Genomic DNA, 20,570 nt, shown 5'->3' with positions numbered 1-20,570 from the left:
GGCACAGGGAAGTCCCGCGCGTGCCTGGAGAAGCTGCACCTGATGTGCCTGCTCAACCCCGGCATGCGCGCCCGCGGGCAAGGCGGGCGCGTCCGGATCGCACCTGGCCGGCCCGGCGGGCAACTCGAAGAAGGACGAGGACAAGGACCACGAGCGGCCCGCGTACCTGCTCGAGGACGACCCGGACAGCATTTTCGGCCACGAGGGCGGCACGGACGAGAACGGGAACCGCATCAGCCCACCCGTGATCGGCGGCTGACGGAGCCGGCACGGCGGCAGCCCGCGACTCGCTCGCGCGCTGCCGCGTGCCGGGAGCTGACCCAGCAGGCATGCCCTCGGGGCCGGCGCCGATGGCGGCATCGCCAGGTGACCGCCCCAGGGGAACGGCAACCGGCGCCTCGGCAGCCCAGACCCCCTCGCCAGCCGGGACCGATGACCAGCCGGTCCGGCCCCGCGCGGCCGGCGCCCACAGGCACCGTTGGCCCGCGATGGGAAAGACTCCGCCCCAACGAAGCCGACTGCGGCTGGCACGGGCAGCTCCCCCAGCAACCCGCGACTCGCTCGCGCGGCAACCGGCGCCCAGACGGAGGTTCACGGCGGAGGCCGGCCCGGTGCAGTGAGGGACGAGGCCTGGCATCGCAGGCATCCGCATCCGGGGAAGCAGCACCTGCCCGCAGCGACACCCGCCCAGAACGTCAGCCGCCTTCGATGAAGCCTCTCACGGAGTTCGCGACCAGCTCCACGGCGATCGCGGCCAGCAGCAGGCCCGCGATCTTCGCGAGCAGCGTGATACCGCTTTCCTTGATCAGCCGGATGACCACGCCGGAGAACCGCATGCACGCGTAGATGACGATGTGCACGGCGACGATCGCGCAGGCCAGCGCGACGTACGCGCCCACGTGCCCGGACGCCTGCCGCACGAAGACGATCGTCGCGGCGATCGCGCCCGGCCCGGCCAGCAGCGGGGTGCCCAGCGGCACCAGCGCGACGTTCACGTCCTCCACCACGTTCGGCTCGCTCGTCGCGCCGCGGCCGGTCAGCAGGTCCAGCGCGATGAGCAGCAGGAGCAGCCCGCCGGCGCCCTGCAGGGCGGGCACCCCGATCCCGAGGTACGCCAGGATCGCCTGCCCCGCGATCGCGAACAGCGAGATCACCAGCAGCGACACCAGCACCGCCTGCCGCGCCGCTCGCGCCCGCACCGCCGGCGGCTTCCGGCCGACCAGGCTGAGGAACACCGGCACGGTCCCCGGCGGGTCCATGATCACGACCAGCGTGATCGACGCCTCCAGGAACAGCTTCGCGTCGAAGAGGTCGGCGACCGCCAAGGTCAGCCCACCACGATCTGCGCGCCGGACGCCTTGTCGATGAGCGCCTCGAACTGCTCGGGATCGGTGTTCTCCGCGCCGATCGGGATGGTCTTGTTCGTGCCGTGGTAGTCGCTCGACCCGGTCTGCACCAGCCCCAGCTCACCGGCCAGCCCGCGCAGCTCGGCGCGCGTCGGCTCGTCGTGGTTGGGGTGGTCGACCTCCAGCCCGGTCAGCCCGAGCTCCGCCAGCCCGGCGATGTAGTCGGCGGACACGATCCGCCCGCGGCTGCGCGCGAACGGGTGCGCGAACACGGTGACGCCGCCGGCCTCGGCGATCATCTCGATCGCCCGCTCCACCGGCGTGTCCTGCCGCGGCAGGTAGTAGCCGCGGCCTGCGCCCAGGTACTCGGCGAACGCCTGGTCCACGGTCGTCACCAGCCCGGCGCGCACCAGGGCTTGCGCGAGGTGCGGCCGGCCTGCCGGGGAGTCCGGGCCGAGGGATTCGAGGAGCTCGTCGGCGTCGATCGGCAGGCCGTCGGCGGCCATCCGCACCGCCATCGCCCGCAGCCGGGTGCGGCGCTCCTGCCGCAGCCGCGTCTGCTCTTCGACGATCGCCGGGGACGCCGGGTCGAACAGGTAGGCCAGCAGGTGGATGCTGATGCCGAGGCTGCTCACGCACGACAGCTCGGCGCCGGGCACGAGCGTGAGGCCGGACGGGAGCGCCGCGGCCGCGGCGGCCCAGCCTGCCGTGGTGTCGTGGTCGGTCAGCGCGACCACGTCGAGCCCCGCGGCGGCGGCCGTCGCCACGAGTTCGGCGGGCGTGTCGGTGCCGTCCGACACGGTGGAATGGGTGTGCAGGTCGATGCGCATCGGAATCATTGTCGCCTACCCGGTCGGCACACGGCCGACCAGGCACAACGACGTGTCAACCGACGATCTTCTTGCCGCGCGCGAGGCGCTGGGCCTTGATCATGGAGAAGCGCTCGCTCTGCTTGTGCTTGTCGCCGAAGACGAGTTCGGAGATGGTGTCGTAGAAATCCTCCGGGCTCGGCAGGAACTCGATCCGGTTCAGCGCCTGGATCTGACCGGCCGACTCGACGACGACCGTGCCGTAGCCGAACATCCGGCCCCACGCGGAGCGCTCGTAGGTCAGGTCGGTGACCTTCGAGATCGGCATCATCGCGACCTTGGTGGTGATGACGCCGCTGGTGAGCACGAACCGTTTGTCCGTGACCACCAGGCGCTCGACCCACCACTCGATGACCTTGAACGCGTACACGACGACCACGAGCAGCGCCGCGTACCAGAGGATGTTCTGGACGACCCACAGGGACGGTGGCAGCAGGTAGGACACCATCACGCAGATCGCGAGCAGGGCGATCGTCTCGAAGGTGTCCCAGGCCAGGAATGCCCAGTGCCTGCGGACCCGCACCACGCGCCGCTCGGTGTCGAGCAGGTACTCGTCGGGATCCCGTGGGGCGAACATCAAGCCAGCCTATCCGGCCGCCTACGAAGTGAACACGTTGCTGACGAAGGTGATGACGGCCTCGGCCGATTCACGCAGGAAGTCGACGATGTTGCTGACCAGGTTGGCCGCGTTGCCCGGCTGGGCGATCACGAAGAACAGCACCAACGCGATACCCACGAGCCCGGCAATCTTCTTCGCGTTCACAACGATCAATCCCGTCTCTTACTCCGGCATCGGACTGGCAAGCTCACCAGTAACGTTGTACCGCACTCCGCAGGGTTACGGGAGGTAAGTCCCGCGCTTGGGTCAGTGTCCGGCTGTGATCTAATCGGTTGGTTACTCTCCGCTTCCACCGCGCCCGGGTTAGGCTGCCCTCATGAGCGCGACCGGCCCGGTTCCCGTGCGCTGCGTAGGCGGGATCTTGCACGATCAAGCGGGCCGCCTGCTGCTAGTCCGGCGCGCGAACGATCCCGGACGCGGACTGTGGTCGATCCCCGGCGGACGCGTCGAACCAGGCGAAACGGACAGCGAGGCGCTGATCCGGGAGATGCGCGAGGAAACCGGGCTCGTCGTGCGCCCCGGCATGCTGGTGGGCCACGTGATCCGCGGCCGCTACGAGATCCACGACTACACCTGCGCGGTGGCAGGCGGTTCGCTGCGAGCCGGCGACGACGCGGCCGAGGTACGCTGGGTCGACGAGGCGGCCTTCGCGGCGCTCGCGCTGACGGACGGCTTGGCCGACACGCTGCGTGGCTGGGAGATGCTGCCGCGCTGCTGAGGGCGCTTTCCGCGGCTCGATGCCGGTGCGTCGGCGGCTTGGAACGGTCGGCTCGGCGGCCGGAATTGTCGGCATGTGGCCCGGGGGAAGCACGCTGACCGGGGGCCGACGCGCCCCGGCGCGGCAGTGGCGGTCGCGGCAGCGGGTTGGCGGGTCGGCAGTGGTGCGCCGGCCAGTCGCGGCGGTGGCGCGGCCCAATGCAGCGGTGGCGCGGCTCGTCGCGGTGGTGGCGCGGCTCGTCGCGGCCGTGAGCCGGCGCGCAGCGGTGCCGAGTTGGCCGGTCACGGGGCCCAGTTAGCCGGCTGCGGCGGCGAGCCGGCCTGTTGCGGCGGCGAGCCGGCCGGTTTGCGGCAGTGGCGCGGCCGGTCGCGGTGGTGAGCCGGCGCGTTGCGCCCCCGAGTTGGCCGGTCACGAGGCCGAGTTAGCCGCCTGCGGCGGCGAGCCGGCCTGCTGCGGCGGCGAGCCCGGCCGGTTGCGGCAGTGGAGCCGGCGCGCAGCGGTGCCGAGTTGGCCGATCACGGGGCCGAGCTGGCCGCTTGCGGCGGTGGTTTGGTCGTCGCGGCGGTGCCGCGACGCGATGCGGCAGGGGCGCGACCCGATGGCGCAGCCCGATCCCTCAGCGGCGCAGCCCTCACGGCAGGCGGGCAGGGCGCGGACCCGCCGCTGAGAGCAATCCGCCGTGATCAGCCCTGGATCCGGGACTCCGAACCACCCCACTCGCGTTCGCGCAGCTGGAACTTCTGGATCTTCCCCGTCGAGGTCTTGGGCAGCGCGTCCACGAACTCGACCTGGTCGGGCACCTTGAACCGCGCGATCTGCTCCCGCACGTGGGCCCGCAGCTCGTCCACCGTGGCCGTCGCGCCTGGGCGCAGCACGACGTACGCCTTCGGCCGCTCGCCCCACTTCTCGTCCGGCACGCCGACCACCGCGACCTCCGCGACGGCCTCGTGCGAGTCCAGCGCCGCCTCCACCTCGATCGTGGAGATGTTCTCGCCACCGGAGACGATGATGTCCTTCGCCCGGTCACGCAGCTGGATGTAGCCGTCCGGGTGCCACACGCCCAGGTCACCCGAGTGGAACCACCCGCCGCGAAACGCTTTCTCCGTCGCCTCGGGGTCGGCGAAGTAGCCGGACATCACGTTGTTCCCGCGCATCACGACCTCGCCCATCGTGACACCGTCGCGGGGCACGTCGCGCATCTGCTCGTCCACCACCCGGATCCCGTCGGTCACCAGCATCCCGACGCCCTGCCGCGCCATCAGCCGGCTCCGCTCGGCGATGTCGAGCTTGACCCACCCCTCCTGCGCCTCGCACACCGTGTACGGCCCGTACGTCTCGGTCAGCCCGTACACGTGCACCAGCCGCGCGCCCAGGTCCGTCATCCGCCGGATCACGGTCGGCGACGGCGGCGCCCCCGCGGTGGTCACCACGACCTCCCGCGGCAGCGGGTGCGCCCCCGAGTACCCGGCGATCGTGTTCAGCACCGTCGGCGCGCCGTTGAGGTGGGTGATCCCCTCGCCGTCCAGCAGGCGCCAGATCTCGGCCGCGTCGACCGCGCGCAGGCACACGTGCGTGCCGCCGATGGCGGTGACCGCCCAGGTCGTGCACCAGCCGTTGCAGTGGAACATCGGCAACGTCCACAGGTACTTCGACTCCGGCGTGTGCCCCGAGTGGATGATCTCGGCCAGCGAGTTCAGGTACGCGCCGCGGTGGTGGTACTGGACGCCCTTCGGCCTGCCGGTGGTCCCGGACGTGTAGTTGATCGAGATCGTCGACCGCTCGTCCGCGACGCTCCACGGCAGTGGCTCGTCGCTGCCCCGTGCCAGCAGCTCGTCGTAGGTGATGCCGCCGACGGCCGGGTCCGGCTCCGCGCCGTCCACCACCGTCACGACGTCCACACCGGTGCCGGGCGGCACCGACGCGTGCAGTGCCGCATCCACCACCAGCACCTTCGCCCCGGAGTGCTCCAGGATGTAGCGGATCTCGGCCGGCGCGAGCCGGGTGTTGATCGCCACCAGCACCGCGCCCGCGAGCGGCACCGCGAAGTGCGCGACCAGCATCTCCGGGATGTTCGGCAGCAGATAGGCCACGCGATCCCCCGGCCCGACCCCGCTCGCCCGCAACGCGTGCGCCACGCGGGTGGCCTCCGCGGCGAACTCGCGGTAGGTCACGCGGCGCTCGCCGTAGACGATCGCGTCGTTGTCCGGGAAGACCTCGGCGGAGCGCTCCAGGAAGGCCAGCGGGGTCAGCGGGGTGAACCACGTGTCAGCCATGACCACATCCTCACCGCAGTGGCCGCCGGCACACAACAGCTAGGCGGCCAGCCAGGTCATCCGGGCGCCGTAGCGGGTGGTGCGGGCCAGCGCGACCGCGTCCCAGCCGCCGGCCGTGCGCCGCGCCAGGCCGAGCGTCGTCTGGCCGTCGACGGCGAAGGCCAGCTCGTCCCGCCCCGGCAGCACCGCGGACAACCCGTGCTCGTACGTCTCGTCCATGACCCACCACAGTGGACGCGACTCGCCCAGCGCGGCCAGCCGCGACAGGAACTCGCCGCGGTCGGCATCCGGCATGTGCCCCATCGTCCGGCAGGTGAGCACCACCAGCGGCACGTCCGCGGGCAGCAGGGCGAGAGCCTCGTCGAACGCGCCGACCGCGTCCCCGGCGACGATCTGCGGCGGCGACTTGCGCTGCGCCAGCGCGGCCGCCCGCAGCAGCCGCACCCGGTCCGGCTGGTCGCCCCACACGCAGGCCTCCAGCCACGCCAGCTCGTCCTCATCGGACAGATCCAGCGGCCGCGGGTCGAGCCCGGCGCGCGCCACGACGGTCAGCTTCTTCGGCAGTTTCGGCAGCACCGCGCCGGGCGCCAGGTCGAGCGCGCAGTGGAGCCCGACCGCCGCCTTGGCAGGCCCGGCGACCAGCTGCTCGCCGCCGTCGCACTGGTACCGGTAGGCGAACTTGTCCATCCCGAGCAGCAGCCCGCCCGCGGTGCCGACCTCGAGCAGCGCGATCTTGCCGCCGGCCTGCTTGGCCGCCATCGCGACCGCGGGGAACACCGACGCGGCGCGCCGCACCTCGTTGTTCGCCAGCGATCGCGACGCGAGCATGCCCGCCGCCTCGCCGGCGTGCGCGAGCAGGAACTCGCGGAACAACGGCCACGTCTCGTCGTCAACGCCGTAGGACCCGCCCAGCGCGGGGTAGTACCGGTACAGCGGGTGGATCGGGTCGGCCTGGACCAGCCGGTGGGCGACCGCGAACAACAGCGCGGGGCTCGCCTCCTCGGGCGCGGCGGCCAGCAGGCCGGCCACCGCGTCGTCCTCGGCTGCTTTGGACGCGAGGTGCTCGTACAGCGGTGACTCGCCCGCCGCGCTCCCGGCGAACTCGTCCAGCCGCCGCTTGGCTTCGGCCAACCCGATCGTCACGCGGTCTCCCTCACTCGTGCGGAACGGGACGGCCCGGCTGCTCGCCCCCACGCGCCTCACCGTAGTTCTGCTTCGGCACCAGGACCTTGCGCCGGAAGATGCACACGATCGTGCCGTCCTGCTTGTAGCCCCGGGTCTCCACGTACACCACGCCCCGGTCGTCCTTGGACTTCGACGGGGTCTTGTCCAGCACCTCGGTCTCACCGTAGATGGTGTCACCGTGGAAGGTCGGCTTGACGTGCCGCAGCGACTCGATCTCCAGGTTCGCGATCGCCTTGCCCGACACGTCCGGCACCGACATGCCCAGCAGCAGCGAGTAGATGTAGTTGCCCACCACCACGTTCTTGCCGAAGTCGGTGGTCTCCGCCGCGTAGTGCGCGTCCATGTGCAGCGGGTGGTGGTTCATGGTGAGCAGGCAGAAGAGGTGGTCGTCGTACTCGGTCACCGTCTTGCCTGGCCAGTGCTTGTACACCGCACCCACCTCGAACTCCTCGAAGTACCGCCCGAACTGCACTGGTCGACCTCCCTGCGGGTAACGCCACACCGACCTGGAGCGACGTCAACTGATGTTGAGGAGTACCCTCGACCAATGGCGGCGGTGCGTCAACGCGACAGCCGCCACGTTGCCGGTCCGGCTGGAGGAGGTGAGGAACGCAAGATGAGTAGTGGCGATAGTCCGCTCCCTAGTAAACCCAGCGTTTCCCTCCACGTGGCCGGAACCATTTCCGTGCTTTAGGCGCAGTTCGCCCGGGAAACGCTGGTCAGCGCCGAGCGGACGCATTCCTGCCCGCCCGGCGGTCGTGGTACGCACTGCGAAAGCCAGGAGATCCCATGCCTGCGATTCCCTCCCTCGGCGGCCTGCGCGGCCGGGGCAACGGCCGAGCCGGCCGGGTCGAGCCGCCCGTGCCGGTTCCCGTCTCGGCCTACATCGTCGACTGCGCCGTGTACGTCGACGGCGAACGGCTGCCAGGGCGCTGGACGCACGCCGAGGCCATCAAGGAGGTCCGGCGCCGTCGCGACGGGTTCGTCTGGATCGGCCTGCACGAGCCCGACCAGCAGCAGATCCAGGGCATCGCGGAGGTCTACGGCCTGCACGAGCTGGCCGTGGAGGACGCCGTCCAGGCGCACCAGCGGCCCAAGCTGGAGCGCTACGACGACACGCTGTTCATGGTGCTCAAGACGGTCCGCTACGTCGAGCACGAGTCGCCGACCACGGCCAATGAGATCGTGGAGACCGGCGAGCTGATGGCGTTCCTCGGGCTGGACTTCATCATCACCGTCCGGCACGGGGCGCACTCCGGGCTGGCCCGGCTGCGCCGCGACCTCGACGAGGACCCGGAGCGGCTGACCAACGGCCCGGCCGCGGTGCTGCACGCCATCACGGACCTCATCGTCGACCAGTACCTCGAGGTCACCTCCTCGATCGAGGAGGACATCGACGAGATGGAGGCGCGGGTGTTCGCGCCCCGCTCGTCGGTCAGCGCCGAGCAGATCTACCTCATGAAACGCGAGGTGCTGGAGCTGCGCCGCGCGGTGCTGCCGCTGGTCACGCCGGTGCGCAGGCTCGCGGAGGGCTTCACCCGGCTGGTCCCCGACGAGGTCCGGTCGTACTTCCGCGACGTGGACGACCACCTGACCACCGTGTCGGAGCGGGTGGGCAACTTCGACGAGCTGCTGACGACCCTGGTGAACGCCACGGTCGCCAAGATCACGCTCCAGCAGAACACCGACATGCGCAAGATCACCTCGTGGGCGGCCATGATCACGGTCCCCACGATGATCGCGGGTATTTACGGCATGAATTTCGACTACATGCCGGAGTTGCGCTGGAAGTTCGGGTATCCGGCGGTTCTCGTGCTGATTCTCGGGATCTGCCTGCTTCTCTACCGAATATTCAGGAAGAACAAGTGGCTCTGACCCTTTCCTGACCTGTTCGCTGGAAGGAGTTCTCCGATGACCAGACTGCTCACGAGCCTCAAGTTCTGGGCCCTCGCGCTGACCCTGGTGTGGATCGCGGTGGTGGCGGTGCTGATCGCCGACCACCCGGAACTCGCGCAGGCCCACTGACGAGTACCTATCGTGGAGGCATGCGCGCGCTGGTGGTCTCCGACGAGGTCGACGAGCAGCTGTGGGCCGGTGTCGGCCCCGGCTGCGAGGTCGGCCTCGTCCTGGCCGCCGGCGACCTGCCGTTCGACTACCTGGAGTTCCTGACCGACTCGCTGGGCGGCGTGCCGTGCGTGTTCGTGCCCGGCAACCACGACCCGGACCTGTCCGGGTTCACCCGCCACGGCGGCCTGTTCATGCGGGCAGGTTTCCCGCAGGCCTGGCCCGGGCCCGCCGGCGCGGTCAACGCCGACGGCCGGGTCGTCGACGTGTGCGGCCTGCGGATCGCCGGCCTCGGCGGCTCGGTCCGCTACAACGAGGGCCCCAACCAGTGGACGCAGGCGCAGCAGGCCCGGCGCGCCCGGCGGCTGGTCCGGCAGGCTGCGCGCAGGCAGCGCCGCGACGGGCGCGGTGTCGACGTCCTGCTCACGCACGCCCCGCCCCGCGGCGTCGGCGACCGCGAAGACCCGGCGCACCAGGGCTTCGACTGCCTGCACCGGACGGTCGAGAAGATGCGGCCGGATTGGTTGCTGCACGGGCACATCCACCCCTACGGCGAACAACCCAGGGAGCACCGGATGGGCGACACGCGCGTCCGCAACGTCGTCGGCAGGCACCTGATCGCGTTCACCCCGCACGAGGTGCGGACGTGAACGCCGCGCGGGACACCGGTTTCCCCCGCGCCGACGCCGAGCACGACTTCCTGCGCGCCCGGCGGCGGCAGGTGCTGTCCCGGCTGGCGAACTGGCTGCGCCGGGAGCCCGACGACGTCAACATCATGCTGCCGTTCGACGAGGTCGTGGACGCGCTCGGCTACGTGAGCGAGCGGCGGATCGGGTTGCGGGTGATCCCGCTGAACTCGATCGTCGGCAGCGTCGACCGCGGCCGCGACTTCGACCGCCGGTTCCGGCCGACGTCCGGCCGGGTGCGGGAACGGTGGGAACGGCTCGCGCTGGCCGCCCGCCGCGGTGAGCACATCCCGCCGATCGAGGTGTACCGGGTCGGCGACCTGCACTTCGTGATCGACGGGCACCACCGCGTGTCGGTGGCCTACGCGCTGGGGCTGGAGACCATCGAGGCCGCGGTGACCGAGGTGCACACCAAGCTCAACCCGAAGGGCATCCGCTACCGGGGCGACCTGATCGTGAAGGACTACCGGCGACTGTTCCTGTCGCGGGTGCCGCTGGCGGGCGAGGCGCGGGCGGCGATCGTGGTGAGCGACCCGTGGGACTACGCGCACCTCGGCGAGCACGTCGAGGCGTGGGGTTTCCGGCTGATGCAGTCCGAGGGGAAGTTCCTCGACCGCGCCACGATCGCGCGGCGCTGGTACGAGGAGGAGTACCTGCCGGTGGTGGAGATGATGCGGCAGGCGGAGCTGATCGGCGACCGCACCGAGGCCGAGGCCTACATGTGGGTCGCCGGGGAGCGCTACCGCCTGATCCGCCAGCACCGCTGGGACGACGAGGTCATCGAAGCGCTGCGAGCCCGCCGGCGCTGACGCCGGCGGGCCCTTGGTCACTCAGGCGTGAACGACCGGCATGTCCGTTTCGATCTCCTCGGGCACGCCCGGCTTGATCAGCAGTCCGCAGACGACCGCGCCGAGCAGGAAGATGCCCGCCGCCCAGGTGAACGCCGTGGTGTAGCTGTGGATCGCGGCGTCCGCCAGCAGCTGCGGCGTCGGCGTCTTGCCCACGGCGAACGAGGCCGCGGCGTCGGCGGCGACCGAGCTGAGCAGCGCGGTGCCGATCGAGCCGCCGATCTGCTGGCCGGTGTTGACCGTCGCCGAGGCGACCCCGGCGTCGTGCGGGTCGACGCCCGAGATGGCGACGTTCATCGACGGCGCCATCGACAGGCCGATGCCGACCCCGGCCACCATGAGCGGGAACAGCACACCGCTGGCGTAGGTGCTGGCCGAGTCGATGCCGCTGAGCCAGAACAGCCCGGCCGCGGCGATCACCATGCCCGCGCCGACGAGGACCTTCGGCCCGACGCGCGGCAGCAGCACGCTCGTGGACAGCGTCGCGCTCACCATCAGCGTGCCGACCATCGGCAGGAACGCCAGGCCGGACGTGATCGGCGTGAACCCGAGGTTCTGCTGCAGGTAGTAGGTCAGGAACAGGAAGATGCCGAACATCCCGATGCCCAGCAGGAACACCGCGAGGTACGCGCCGCCGCGGTTGCGGTCGAGCAGCACGCGCATCGGCAGCAGCGGGTGCGCCACCCGCGTCTCGATGCGGACGAACACGCCGAGCAGCACCACACCGGCGGCCAGGAAACCCCACACCAGCGGCGAGGACCAGTCATGGGTCTCGGCGTTGGCGAAGCCGTAGACGACGGCGAACAGGCCAAGGGTCGAGACGACCGCGCCCGGGATGTCCAGTTTCGGCCGGTCCTCCGACGGCCGGTGCCGGAGCAGGCTGGAGCCGCCGACGAAGGCGATCACCGCGAAGACGATGTTGACGAACATGCACCAGCGCCAGTCGAGGTACTCGGTGAGCACCCCGCCGAGCAGCAGTCCGACCGCGGCACCCCCGCCTGCGATCGCACCGAAGATGCCGAACGCGCGGCCGCGTTCCTTCGGGTCGGTGAACGTGGTGGTCAGCAGCGACAACGCGGCGGGCGCCAGCAGCGCGCCGAACACACCCTGCGCGGCGCGGGCGACGATCAGCATCTCGATGCCGTTCGCGGCGCCGCCGACCGCCGAGGCGAGCGCGAAGCCGGCGAGGCCGATGAGGAAGGCGCGCTTGCGGCCGAACAGGTCGTTCACGCGGCCGCCGAGCAGCAGCAGGCTGCCGAAGGCGAGCGCGTAGGCGGTGACGACCCACTGGCGGGCGTCGCTGGAGAAGCCCAGTTCGTGCTGGGCGGTGGGCAGCGCGATGTTCACGATGGTCGCGTCGAGCACGACCATCAGCTGGGCCAGTCCGATCATCACCAGGATCAGCCAGCGCCGCGCGTGGTGCGGGTCGGCCGTCGAGCCGGCTGGTCTCCCCCCGGCGGGCTCGACGTAGGTGGTTTGCGTCATTCCGGTCCTCGCAGACGTATGTGGAGTGGGGACCTCCCCTTCGCTTTCCACCGTACCCAAAAACCGGAGGAGCTATCTCAGGTTTGGTAGAATGGGTTTCATGACGCGGGACACACTGCGCGCCGCATCGCCGCGGCCGCTGCGGCGCGACGCCGAACGGAACCGGCTGCGGATCCTGTCGGCGGCCCGGGACGTGTTCCGGGAGCGGGGTTTCGACGCGACGCTGGACGACGTGGCGCACGCGGCGGGGCTGGGCGTCGGCACGGTCTACCGGCGGTTCCCGAACAAGGAACACCTGATCGACGCGATGTTCGCCCGCCGGCTGGAGGAGATCGAGGAGGGCGCCCGCGCGGCGCTGGCCGACCCGGATCCGTGGGAGGGTTTCCGGAAGTTCGTGTGGGACGCGGTCCGGATGATGGCGGACGACCGCGGGATGCGGGACACCTTGCTCAGCAACGCGTTCGGCCAGGTCGAGGTGGCGCGGGTCAAGGACAGGATGATCCCGGTGGTGACCGAGCTGGTGCAGCGGGCGAAGGACAGCGGCGCGTTGCGCGCGGACTTCGTCGAGACGGACTGCCCGGTGTTGTTCAAGATGGTCGCGTCGGTCGTGGAGTACTCGCACGACGTGGCCCCGGACCTGTGGCAGCGGTACCTGACCATGCTGCTGGACGGCCTGCGCGCGGACGGCGGGCAGCGGCAGGAGCTGCCGGTGCCGCCGCTGGACCACGAGATGCTGGATTGCGCGATGAAGGCGTGGCACTCGCGGCGTTGAGGTGGTGGCGCCGGACCGCGAGCACCGCGACGCCGGCGATCGCGGTGGCCCCGCACGCGGCGAGGACCGGCAGGTCGAGTTCGGGCGCCTCGCCGAGGACGGTCATGCCGAGCGCGGTCGCGACCACCGGGTTGGCGGCAGTCTGGCACCCGACGACGATGTCCGGCGGCCCGCTGGCGTAGGCGTGCTGGACGAGCCAGGCGGCGGTGGCGAACGCGAGGACCGCGGCGAGCAGGGAGAGCCAGGGCAGGCCGTCGGAGTGCAGAACGTCCCGGATGAGCACGGCGACCAGGCCGTAGCCCGCCCCGGCGGCGACGGCGAGGGCCGCGCTGCGGGCAATCCCCTGGGCGAGCGCGGCGACGGCGACGAGGGCGATGACGAGGACGCCGACGAGCTGACCGGCGTCGACGACGGTGTCCGGCGGGATCGTGGTGGGCTGCGCGTCGCGCGCGGTCAGGGTGACGAAGACCGCGACGGCGAGGGTGACGGCGGCGACGGCGGCGCGGGTGACGTGATCGCGGGGTCCGTTGAGGACGGTCAGGATGGGCAGCGCCAGCACGACGACCGGGGTCACGACGGTGACGGGGGCGAACGCGAGGGCGAGCGCCTGCAGGACGGTGCAGGCGGTGAGCACCAGGACGCCGAAGCGCCAGGCCGGGTTGCGCAGGAGGGCCGCCGGGCTCGTGCGGCCCGTCGTGGTGACACCGCGGTGCTGCAACCAGGCCCCCAACGCGGCGGCGACCGCCCCGAGGACCGCGCAGGCCACGCCGAGGAAGATCATCGCGGCACCGCCGACCTGGCCATCCGCCACCTCCCGTTGCTGAGGTGAGAATGCCCGCCCGCGGCTGAGAGATTCTTCAGGGCCGCGATGGGGGAAGCCCTCCCCCGGCGGGTAGCCGGTGGCGGCTCCATCGGCGCGGCGAGGTGACCGGCGGTCGACGGGCGAAACCCTCCCCCTCGCTGTTGAGGATTCAGCCACCCAGTAGTGACGCTCCTCCGGTATCGCGGCAGCCACCCCAGCGGGCGAGACCCTCTCCCGTCGCCGGCGGCGGTCAGCCACCCAGCGGGTGGAAGCCCTCCCCCGCGGCGGCTTCGGACAGCGCCTTGTCGAACGCCGCGAAGGTCCGGCACTCGCGGTCGGCCGATGCGACCAGCTGGGCGGTGGCGAGCTGGATGGCGTCGTAGGCCCGCAGGCCGTGCACCCCGGTGAGCCGGGCGGCCACGTCGAGGACGATCGGGGTCACCGGGACGACCGCGAACCGGGGCGGCTCGCCCGGGGTGCCGTGGTAGTCGGCCTCGAAGGCGGACACCAGCAGGCGGGCGTCCGCCGCGGAGATGGCGCCCATGCGGTGCTTGCGCCAGAGCGCGGCCGGGATCTCGACGCGCACGATCTGGGAGACGACCAGCCCGGACAGCGCCTGAACCTGCTCGCTGCCCGGCTCGGCGACGTAGAGCTTGACGAGCGCGGAAGAGTCGGCGAAGACACTCATGACGCGCTGCGCTTCCGGAGGAGCACGCTGACGCGGATGCCCGGCGGCCGCCGGGTCGGTGCTCCGTCGGCCCGGACGGCACAACCCGCCCGCCGGCCGCCCGTGGGCAAGCCGGTCACCGCGGTCCCACCCTGCGCGGTTGCGAGCCCGACAGCCCGGGCGGCACAGCCGCTCGAGCGAACAGCTCCGATCTCCGCCGCCGAATGCCCACCCCGCCCGCAGGCACGCACAGCCACGCGGCCTGCACCCGGACGGGCACCGCCGGGCGCGGACACCACCGGCACGGACCTCGCCGCCAATCGCGCACCACCAACTCGCCGAACGTCCCCGGCCGCCGGGCAACCCCTCACCGCGGGCCGCGTTCTTCGCTGATCAGGTCGGCGGCCAGGGGGCCCGTCGCAGCGGCGCGGCGCGCGGCGGCGGCCACCGCGGCCGGGTCGGGACGTGTGGCCGGCGTTTCGGGTTCCCACAGCAGGCCGGCCCGGCGGAGGCGTTCACGCAGCCGCGCGTTCTCGTCGCCCGCCAGGTCCGGATCCGTCGCCGCGTCGAGGACGCGCGTGATGAACTCGTTCATGCTCTCCCCCCGTTGAGCCGCGGCCTGCCGGACCCGATGCACCAGTTCGTCGGCGGCGCGCCAGCTGACCTGACTCATGACAGCATGCTAGCAAGGATGCTGTCAGGCCAAGCCGAGAACGGGCCGGAGCACCACTTGCGGGTGACAGCGGCGCTCCGGCCCGAACGAGTACTCAGCCCTCGAAGGTCAGGTTCTTCCCCGACGCCGGGTCGAACAGCTGGATCTTCTGCACGTCGAACCACACGTCGAGGGTTCCGCCCTCCCGGGCGCTCGACGCGGGGGACAGCCGGGCCGTGATGGAGGCTCCGCCGCCCGGCACGTCGTCCGCTCCGGCGTCCGCCGCCAGCTCGGCCAGCTCCGACGACGTCGCCGTCGCGCCCTCGACCGTGAAGTACGCGTACTTCTCCGACCCCATCGACTCCAGCACGTCGACGTGGGCGCTGAACACGCAACCACCGGCGCGGGCGGACTCCTCCAGCAGCCCGGCGTCCTCGAAGTGCTCGGGCCGGATGCCGGCGATCACCTCCCGCGGCGCGTTCGCCTCCTCCGCCAGCCGCCGCAACCGGTCCGGCAGCTGGACCGTGCCCAGCGCGCTCTTCAGGCTCCCGTCCTCCAGCGTCGCCGGCACGAAGTTCATCGACGGCGAGCCGATGAACCCGGCCACGAACAGGTTGGTCGGGTGGTCGTAGAGGAACTGCGGCGAACCGATCTGCTGCACGTACCCGGCCCGCAGCACCACGACCCGGTCGCCCAGCGTCATGGCCTCCGTCTGGTCGTGCGTGACGTACAGCGTGGTCGTGCCGAGCTGGCGCTGCAGCTTCGACACCGACGTCCGCATCTGCCCGCGCAGCTTCGCGTCCAGGTTGGACAACGGCTCGTCCATCAGGAACGCCTTGGGGCTGCGCACGATCGCGCGTCCCATCGCGACCCGCTGCCGCTGGCCACCGGACAGGTTGGACGGTTTGCGGTCCAGGTGCTGCGTCAGGTCCAGGATCTCCGCGGCCTCCTCGACCTTCGCCTTCACCGTCGCGTCGTCGATCTTGGCCAGTCGCAGCGGGAAGGCCATGTTCTCCCGCACGCTCATGTGCGGGTACAGCGCGTAGGACTGGAACACCATCGCGATGTCCCGGTCCTTCGGCGCCTTCTCGTTCATCCGCTCGCCGTCGATGCGCAGCTCGCCGGAGGAGATGTCCTCCAGCCCGGCCACCATGTTCAGCGTGGTCGACTTCCCGCACCCGGACGGACCGACCAGGATGATGAACTCACCGTCGGCGACCTGCAGGTCCACTTCGGACACGGCGAGCGCACCGTCCGGATAGCGCTTGCTCACCTTGTCCAGCACGATCTCAGCCATTGGCGCTACCCCTTCACCGCACCGGAGGTCAGCCCCGCGACGATGCGGCGCTGGAAGAACAACACGAACAGGATGATCGGGACGGTGATCACGACCGCGGCGGCGCAGATCGTCCCGGTCGGGTCCTCGAACTGCGAGGCCCCGGTGAAGAACGACAACGCCGCCGGCACCGTCCGCGACGCGTTGGTCGAGGTCAGCGAGATGGCGAACAGGAAGTCGTTCCAGCAGAAGATGAACACCAGGATCGCGGTGGTGAACACCCCGGGCGCGGCCAGCGGGGCGATGACCCGCCGGAACGCCTGGCCCGGCGTGGCGCCGTCCATCTTGGCCGCCTTCTCCAGTTCCCACGGGATCTCGCGGAAGAACGCCGACAGCGTGTAGATCGCCAGCGGCAGCGCGAACGTGATGTACGGCAGGATCAGGCCCGGCCAGGTGTCGAACAGCCCGAGCGTGCGCTCGATGTTGAACAGCGGGCTCACCAGCGACACCTGCGGGAACATCGCGATCAGCAGCGAGACCCCGACCAGCAGCTGCTTGCCGGGGAAGTCCAGCCGCGCGATCGCGTACGCGGCCATCGTCCCCAGGATCACCGCGATCAGCGTCGCGATGAGCGAGATGCCGATCGAGTTGATCAGCGCCCGCACGAAGTCCAGGGTCTGGAAGATGTCCGCGTAGTTCTGCAGCGTCCACGACCGCGGGATGAACTTCCCGTCGTCGATGGTGTCCTTCGTCTTCAGCGACAGCGACAGGATCCACAGCACCGGAACCAGCGCGTAGACCACCACCACGATGTCGATCAGCGTCCACTTCGTCTTGCGGCCGGTGGTGACCGCTCCGCCCATCACCATCAGCGCTTGCCCCCCTTGTCGCTGCCGGGCGCCGCGGTGCCGAACAGCTTGATGAAGATGAACGCGATGATCGCGACCGTGATGAAGATGAGCACCGACATCGTCGAGCCGATGCCCAGGTTCAGGCCCTTGATCAGGTTGTTGTAGGTCTGCATGGACACCGACGACGTGTCGTTCTGCCCGCCGGTGAGCACGTAGATGTTGTCGAAGATGCGGAACGCGTCCAGGGTGCGGAACAGCAGCGCCACCAGGATCGCCGGCTTCATCACCGGCACGATCACCTTGATGAACCGCTGCCACGCGTTCGCGCCATCCATCGCCGCGGCCTTGAGCAGGTCGTCCGGCACCAGCGCGAGCCCGGCCATCAGCAGCAGCGCCATGAACGGCGTCGTCTTCCACACCTCGGCGAGGATGATGATCGCCATCGACGGGATGTACTGCGTCAGCGGCGCCGAGTCACCGGCCAGGGTGTTGGCCAGGTACCCGGTGTCCGGGGTCCACGCGTAGTACCAGGAGAACGCGGCCACCACGGTCACGATCCCGTACGGGATCAGCGAAACCGTGCGCACCAGGCCGCGGCCGACGAGCGTGCGGTGCATGATCAACGCGAGCAGCATGCCCAGCACGAGCTCGATCGCCACCGAGATGACCGTGAGCGCCATCGTGGTGCCGAACGCCGTCCACCAGTAGGAGTCCGACAGCACCGCCGCGTAGTTGGCGAACCCGACGAACTCGGTCTGCTGCGGGAACCGCAGGTCGTACCGCTGCAGGGACAACCAGATCGAGTAGACGATCGGGTAGCCGGTGACCGCGACCATCACGAACGCCGCGGGCGCGCACAGCAGCCAGCCCAGCCGCCGCTCTGCCCTCTTCCCTTCGCTCAGCGCCGGTTTGCCCGGTCTCGCCGTGGTCCGCTGCGGCGCCGAAACGTCCTCGACCGTGCTCACGGGATCACCCCTTTCGAGTTCAGCGCGTCGGTCAGCTTGGTGCGCAGCTCTTCGGCCGTCCGCTGCGGATCGATCTCCGACGGCGGCGACAGCACCTTGGAGATCACGGTCGACAGGCTCTGGTACGCCGGGGTCAGCGGGCGCACCGCGGGATCCTTGAGCGCGGCGAAGATCGCGTCCCGCATCGGGTACGCGGTGGCCATGCTCGGGTTGTTGTCCGCGTCGACCGGCTTGGTCGGGTCGAGCGGGGTGTCGTCGGTGTAGAGCGACTCGATGCTCGGCGGGACACCGTCGTTGAGCGCGGAGAACTTCTGGTTCTCCGGGCTGCGCAGGCACAGCGCCGCCTCGAACGCCTCCGGCTTGTGCTTGGACGTGGTGCTGACCGCGAGGTCGTAGCCACCGATCGTGGTCTTCGCCGGGATGCCCGGGTCGACCGCCGGGTAGGTGGACCACTTGAAGTGCTGCAGGTCCTGCGGCTGCTCGTCGGCGAACGAGGCGTAGACGAACGGCCAGTTCAGCTCGAACGCGCCGTTGCCGCGCTGGAACGCCTGCCGGACGTCGTCCTCCTTCTGGTTCGTCAGCGACGGGTCGGTGATGCCGCTGGAGGTGACCCGCTTGAGGATCTCCAGGGCCTGCACCGCGCCCTCGTCCATGACCACGGACTTGCCGTCGTCGGAGAGGATGTGCCCGCCCGCGGAGGCGACCAGGGTGTTGTAGACGACCACCAGGCCCTCGTACTGGGCGCCGGTGAACAGGATGTTGTGCGGCTTGCCCGCCGCCTTGAGCTGCTCGGCCTCGGCGATCATCTCGTCCCAGGTCGCGGGCGGCTGCGGCGTGATCCGGTCGTCGTACCAGAGCAGCTGGACGTTGGTGTTCTTCGTCGCCGCGTACAGCTTGCCGTTCCAGGTCGCGGTGGCCAGCGGACCGGGCAGCACGCCCGCCTCCGCCCGTGCCTTGTTCGACCCCGTCCACTCCTCGGCCCAGCCGGCCTCGGCGAACTCCGGCACCCAGGTGACGTCCAGGCCCAGGATGTCCAGGCCGTCGTCACCGGCGGCGAGCCGGCGGGCCATCTGCAGCCGCTGGTCGTCGGCGCCGCGCTGCAGCTTGTTGTAGACGATCCGATACCGCCCCGCCGCCTGGGCGTTGCAGTTGTCCACGACCGTCTGGAACGTGTCCTCCGGCGCGTAGTACAGGTTGAGCGTGATCCCCTGTTCGGATCCGCACGCGGTCACCAGGCCGGCCGTCAGCATGGCCGCCCCGGCCACCGCCGCGATCCTGCCGGGCGGCCTGCCCCGGCTCTTACCGTTCCCCATCAGGCCTCCTCCTCGGCACGCGGCCGGCGGGAGACCCACCCCGCACGCCGTCGTGCATGCAATCAAGCAACCCGAGGGTGTCAACCCGGGTCGCACGATCGGTGGGAACTGAAACTATGCCCGGCGATCACGCACCGCAAGCGGTGGAGGTCACGATTCAGCTCGATGACCCGGATGGCCGCATCGCGAGCTTCGCCAGCAGGTCACGGCCCTGCTCCGCGTTGCGCGGCTGGCACAGGACGTCGTAGCGGCCGGCGACGAGCTGGCTGGCCGAGGCGAAGTCGCGGCGGCCGCGCGAGGAGGCGTAGCTGATGGCCGCGAACACCAGGCCGAACAGCACACCGGAAACCAGGCCGACCAGGATCGGCTGGTAGGTGACCTCCGCGCCGGAGGCGAACATGGCCAGCAGGAAACCCACGAACAAGCCGAACCAGGCGCCGGAGATCGCGCCGGTCATGAGGACGCGGCCCCACGACAGGCGGCCCAGCACCCGCTCGACGAGCATCAGGTCCACGCCGACGATGGTCACGTCCTCGACCGCGAACTGGTTGTCAGCGAGGTAGTCGACCGCCCGCTGCGCCTCCTGGTAGGTGGCGTAGGAGCCGATCGGCCACCCCGTGGGCGGCGTCGGCAAGCGCGGCAGGCCCTGTGCTTGACGGCCGCCGGAGGAGAACGGGCTGGTCACGGTCATCACCTGTGCTGTCGTAGTGATCGAGTGACTTCATCCTGCCAACCCCTATGAAACCACGCGAACCCGACACTCCAACTGCCTTCAGCGGGGACGATGCGGGGGCCGGCCGGGGCCCGCGGCTTCAGGACCGGGGTGGAGCCCGGTCCCGAAGCCCGCGATCAGGTCCGCCAGCAACCCTCCTTCACCGGCGCTGACACGCGAGGTGCGACCTGGAGCGTGCAGACCTAATCGCGCGTGGCGCTGTTCTCGGCCGTGGGCGGCGACGGGACCTCGCCCCGGAGCAGTTCACCTCGTTCGGGCGGCTCGACAGCGATCCCGATGTCCGAAGGGCGCTCGCCGGGAGTGCGGCCCGCCCACGGACGAGGGCGGGCCGCGCCGGGGTCAGGAGCGGGACTGGTACTCGCGCAGCAGGCCGCGGCTGATGATCGTCTTCTGGATCTCGCTGGTGCCCTCGCCGATGAGCAGGAACGGCGCCTCCCGCATCAGGC

21 protein-coding genes are annotated in these 20,570 nt (G+C 70.7%); 5 read left to right on the top strand and 16 right to left on the bottom strand.

The annotated features are described in order from the left end of the window. Positions 1 to 695 precede the first annotated feature (695 nt). The 4 genes from ABZ193_RS38570 to ABZ193_RS38555 are packed head-to-tail and all read right to left on the bottom strand — an operon-like array spanning position 696 to position 2,951. A complete protein-coding gene (locus ABZ193_RS38570; RefSeq protein WP_017986945.1) occupies positions 696 to 1,325 on the bottom strand; it encodes a MarC family protein in 630 nt (209 codons plus the stop codon). 2 nt (positions 1,326 to 1,327) lie between these two features. After that, the gene (locus ABZ193_RS38565; RefSeq protein ID WP_354713614.1) at positions 1,328 to 2,185 is read right to left on the bottom strand and encodes a PHP domain-containing protein; all 858 of its coding nucleotides are present in this window, start codon (positions 2,183 to 2,185) and stop codon (positions 1,328 to 1,330) included. A 46-nt stretch (positions 2,186 to 2,231) separates the two neighbouring features. Beyond that, positions 2,232 to 2,792 carry a PH domain-containing protein gene (locus ABZ193_RS38560; RefSeq protein WP_020420917.1) on the bottom strand — a complete coding sequence of 187 codons (561 nt, stop codon included), beginning with the start codon at positions 2,790 to 2,792 and terminating at the stop codon, positions 2,232 to 2,234. Between the two features lie 21 nt (positions 2,793 to 2,813). Further along, entirely contained in the window at positions 2,814 to 2,951 is a 138-nt protein-coding gene (locus ABZ193_RS38555; RefSeq protein WP_162830497.1) for a hypothetical protein, read from the bottom strand. Between the two features lie 199 nt (positions 2,952 to 3,150). Between ABZ193_RS38555 and ABZ193_RS38550 the strand changes: the two genes are divergently transcribed. After that, positions 3,151 to 3,552, top strand: a complete 402-nt coding sequence (locus ABZ193_RS38550) for an NUDIX domain-containing protein (protein ID WP_354713612.1) — start codon at positions 3,151 to 3,153, stop codon at positions 3,550 to 3,552. Positions 3,553 to 4,235: 683 nt separating this feature from the next. On the opposite strand, the gene ABZ193_RS38545 is transcribed toward ABZ193_RS38550, so the two are convergent. The 3 genes from ABZ193_RS38545 to ABZ193_RS38535 are packed head-to-tail and all read right to left on the bottom strand — an operon-like array spanning position 4,236 to position 7,482. Then, positions 4,236 to 5,825: an acyl--CoA ligase family protein gene (locus tag ABZ193_RS38545; RefSeq protein ID WP_354713610.1), complete on the bottom strand. Its 1,590-nt coding sequence runs from the start codon at positions 5,823 to 5,825 to the stop codon at positions 4,236 to 4,238. A 39-nt stretch (positions 5,826 to 5,864) separates the two neighbouring features. Continuing rightward, positions 5,865 to 6,968, bottom strand: coding sequence for a DUF2332 domain-containing protein (locus ABZ193_RS38540; protein WP_027936277.1), 1,104 nt, complete (start codon positions 6,966 to 6,968; stop codon positions 5,865 to 5,867). A gap of 10 nt (positions 6,969 to 6,978) precedes the next feature. Continuing rightward, complete coding sequence (locus ABZ193_RS38535) at positions 6,979 to 7,482, bottom strand: MaoC family dehydratase (protein ID WP_020420921.1); 504 nt, start codon at positions 7,480 to 7,482, stop codon at positions 6,979 to 6,981. A 317-nt stretch (positions 7,483 to 7,799) separates the two neighbouring features. Between ABZ193_RS38535 and ABZ193_RS38530 the strand changes: the two genes are divergently transcribed. The 3 genes from ABZ193_RS38530 to ABZ193_RS38520 all read left to right on the top strand — a co-directional run bounded on the left by ABZ193_RS38530 (position 7,800) and on the right by ABZ193_RS38520 (position 10,569). Continuing rightward, a complete protein-coding gene (locus ABZ193_RS38530; RefSeq protein WP_354713607.1) occupies positions 7,800 to 8,885 on the top strand; it encodes a magnesium and cobalt transport protein CorA in 1,086 nt (361 codons plus the stop codon). A 170-nt stretch (positions 8,886 to 9,055) separates the two neighbouring features. Beyond that, positions 9,056 to 9,724: a metallophosphoesterase gene (locus ABZ193_RS38525; protein WP_020420923.1), complete on the top strand. Its 669-nt coding sequence runs from the start codon at positions 9,056 to 9,058 to the stop codon at positions 9,722 to 9,724. Then, positions 9,721 to 10,569 (top strand): ParB N-terminal domain-containing protein, encoded by an 849-nt coding sequence (locus ABZ193_RS38520; RefSeq protein ID WP_020420924.1) that lies wholly within the window; start codon positions 9,721 to 9,723, stop codon positions 10,567 to 10,569. The genes ABZ193_RS38525 and ABZ193_RS38520 overlap by 4 nt, the downstream gene beginning before the upstream one ends. A 21-nt stretch (positions 10,570 to 10,590) precedes the next feature. Here ABZ193_RS38520 and ABZ193_RS38515 read toward each other — a convergent pair whose 3' ends face one another. Then, positions 10,591 to 12,093 carry an MFS transporter gene (locus ABZ193_RS38515; protein WP_020420925.1) on the bottom strand — a complete coding sequence of 501 codons (1,503 nt, stop codon included), beginning with the start codon at positions 12,091 to 12,093 and terminating at the stop codon, positions 10,591 to 10,593. Positions 12,094 to 12,184: 91 nt separating this feature from the next. Here ABZ193_RS38515 and ABZ193_RS38510 point away from each other — a divergent pair, with 91 nt between their 5' ends. After that, positions 12,185 to 12,865: a TetR/AcrR family transcriptional regulator gene (locus ABZ193_RS38510; protein WP_020420926.1), complete on the top strand. Its 681-nt coding sequence runs from the start codon at positions 12,185 to 12,187 to the stop codon at positions 12,863 to 12,865. Positions 12,866 to 13,917: 1,052 nt separating this feature from the next. Here ABZ193_RS38510 and ABZ193_RS38505 read toward each other — a convergent pair. The 8 genes from ABZ193_RS38505 to ABZ193_RS38470 all read right to left on the bottom strand — a co-directional run. Continuing rightward, positions 13,918 to 14,355, bottom strand: coding sequence for a type II toxin-antitoxin system VapC family toxin (locus ABZ193_RS38505; protein WP_354713604.1), 438 nt, complete (start codon positions 14,353 to 14,355; stop codon positions 13,918 to 13,920). Positions 14,356 to 14,701: 346 nt separating this feature from the next. Beyond that, entirely contained in the window at positions 14,702 to 15,007 is a 306-nt protein-coding gene (locus tag ABZ193_RS38500) for a hypothetical protein (RefSeq protein ID WP_027936279.1), read from the bottom strand. A gap of 94 nt (positions 15,008 to 15,101) precedes the next feature. Beyond that, the gene (ugpC, locus tag ABZ193_RS38495) at positions 15,102 to 16,283 is read right to left on the bottom strand and encodes a sn-glycerol-3-phosphate ABC transporter ATP-binding protein UgpC (protein WP_020420930.1); all 1,182 of its coding nucleotides are present in this window, start codon (positions 16,281 to 16,283) and stop codon (positions 15,102 to 15,104) included. 5 nt (positions 16,284 to 16,288) lie between these two features. Then, a complete protein-coding gene (locus tag ABZ193_RS38490; protein ID WP_027936280.1) occupies positions 16,289 to 17,131 on the bottom strand; it encodes a carbohydrate ABC transporter permease in 843 nt (280 codons plus the stop codon). After that, positions 17,131 to 18,078: a sugar ABC transporter permease gene (locus ABZ193_RS38485; protein WP_020420932.1), complete on the bottom strand. Its 948-nt coding sequence runs from the start codon at positions 18,076 to 18,078 to the stop codon at positions 17,131 to 17,133. The genes ABZ193_RS38490 and ABZ193_RS38485 overlap by 1 nt, the downstream gene beginning before the upstream one ends. Beyond that, the gene (locus ABZ193_RS38480; protein WP_027936281.1) at positions 18,075 to 19,391 is read right to left on the bottom strand and encodes an ABC transporter substrate-binding protein; all 1,317 of its coding nucleotides are present in this window, start codon (positions 19,389 to 19,391) and stop codon (positions 18,075 to 18,077) included. Before ABZ193_RS38480 ends, ABZ193_RS38485 begins: the two co-directional genes overlap by 4 nt. Positions 19,392 to 19,548: 157 nt before the next feature. After that, positions 19,549 to 20,082 carry a general stress protein gene (locus tag ABZ193_RS38475; RefSeq protein ID WP_017986924.1) on the bottom strand — a complete coding sequence of 178 codons (534 nt, stop codon included), beginning with the start codon at positions 20,080 to 20,082 and terminating at the stop codon, positions 19,549 to 19,551. A gap of 381 nt (positions 20,083 to 20,463) precedes the next feature. Further along, positions 20,464 to 20,570, bottom strand: a 107-nt coding sequence (locus tag ABZ193_RS38470) for an acyl-CoA dehydrogenase family protein (RefSeq protein ID WP_354713616.1), incomplete at its 5' end; no start/stop codon positions are given.

The organism is Amycolatopsis sp. NPDC006125 (assembly GCF_040614195.1).
Taxonomy (GTDB): Bacteria; Actinomycetota; Actinomycetes; order Mycobacteriales; family Pseudonocardiaceae; genus Amycolatopsis_E; species Amycolatopsis_E tucumanensis.
This window is presented reverse-complemented; position numbering and strand designations above follow the sequence as displayed.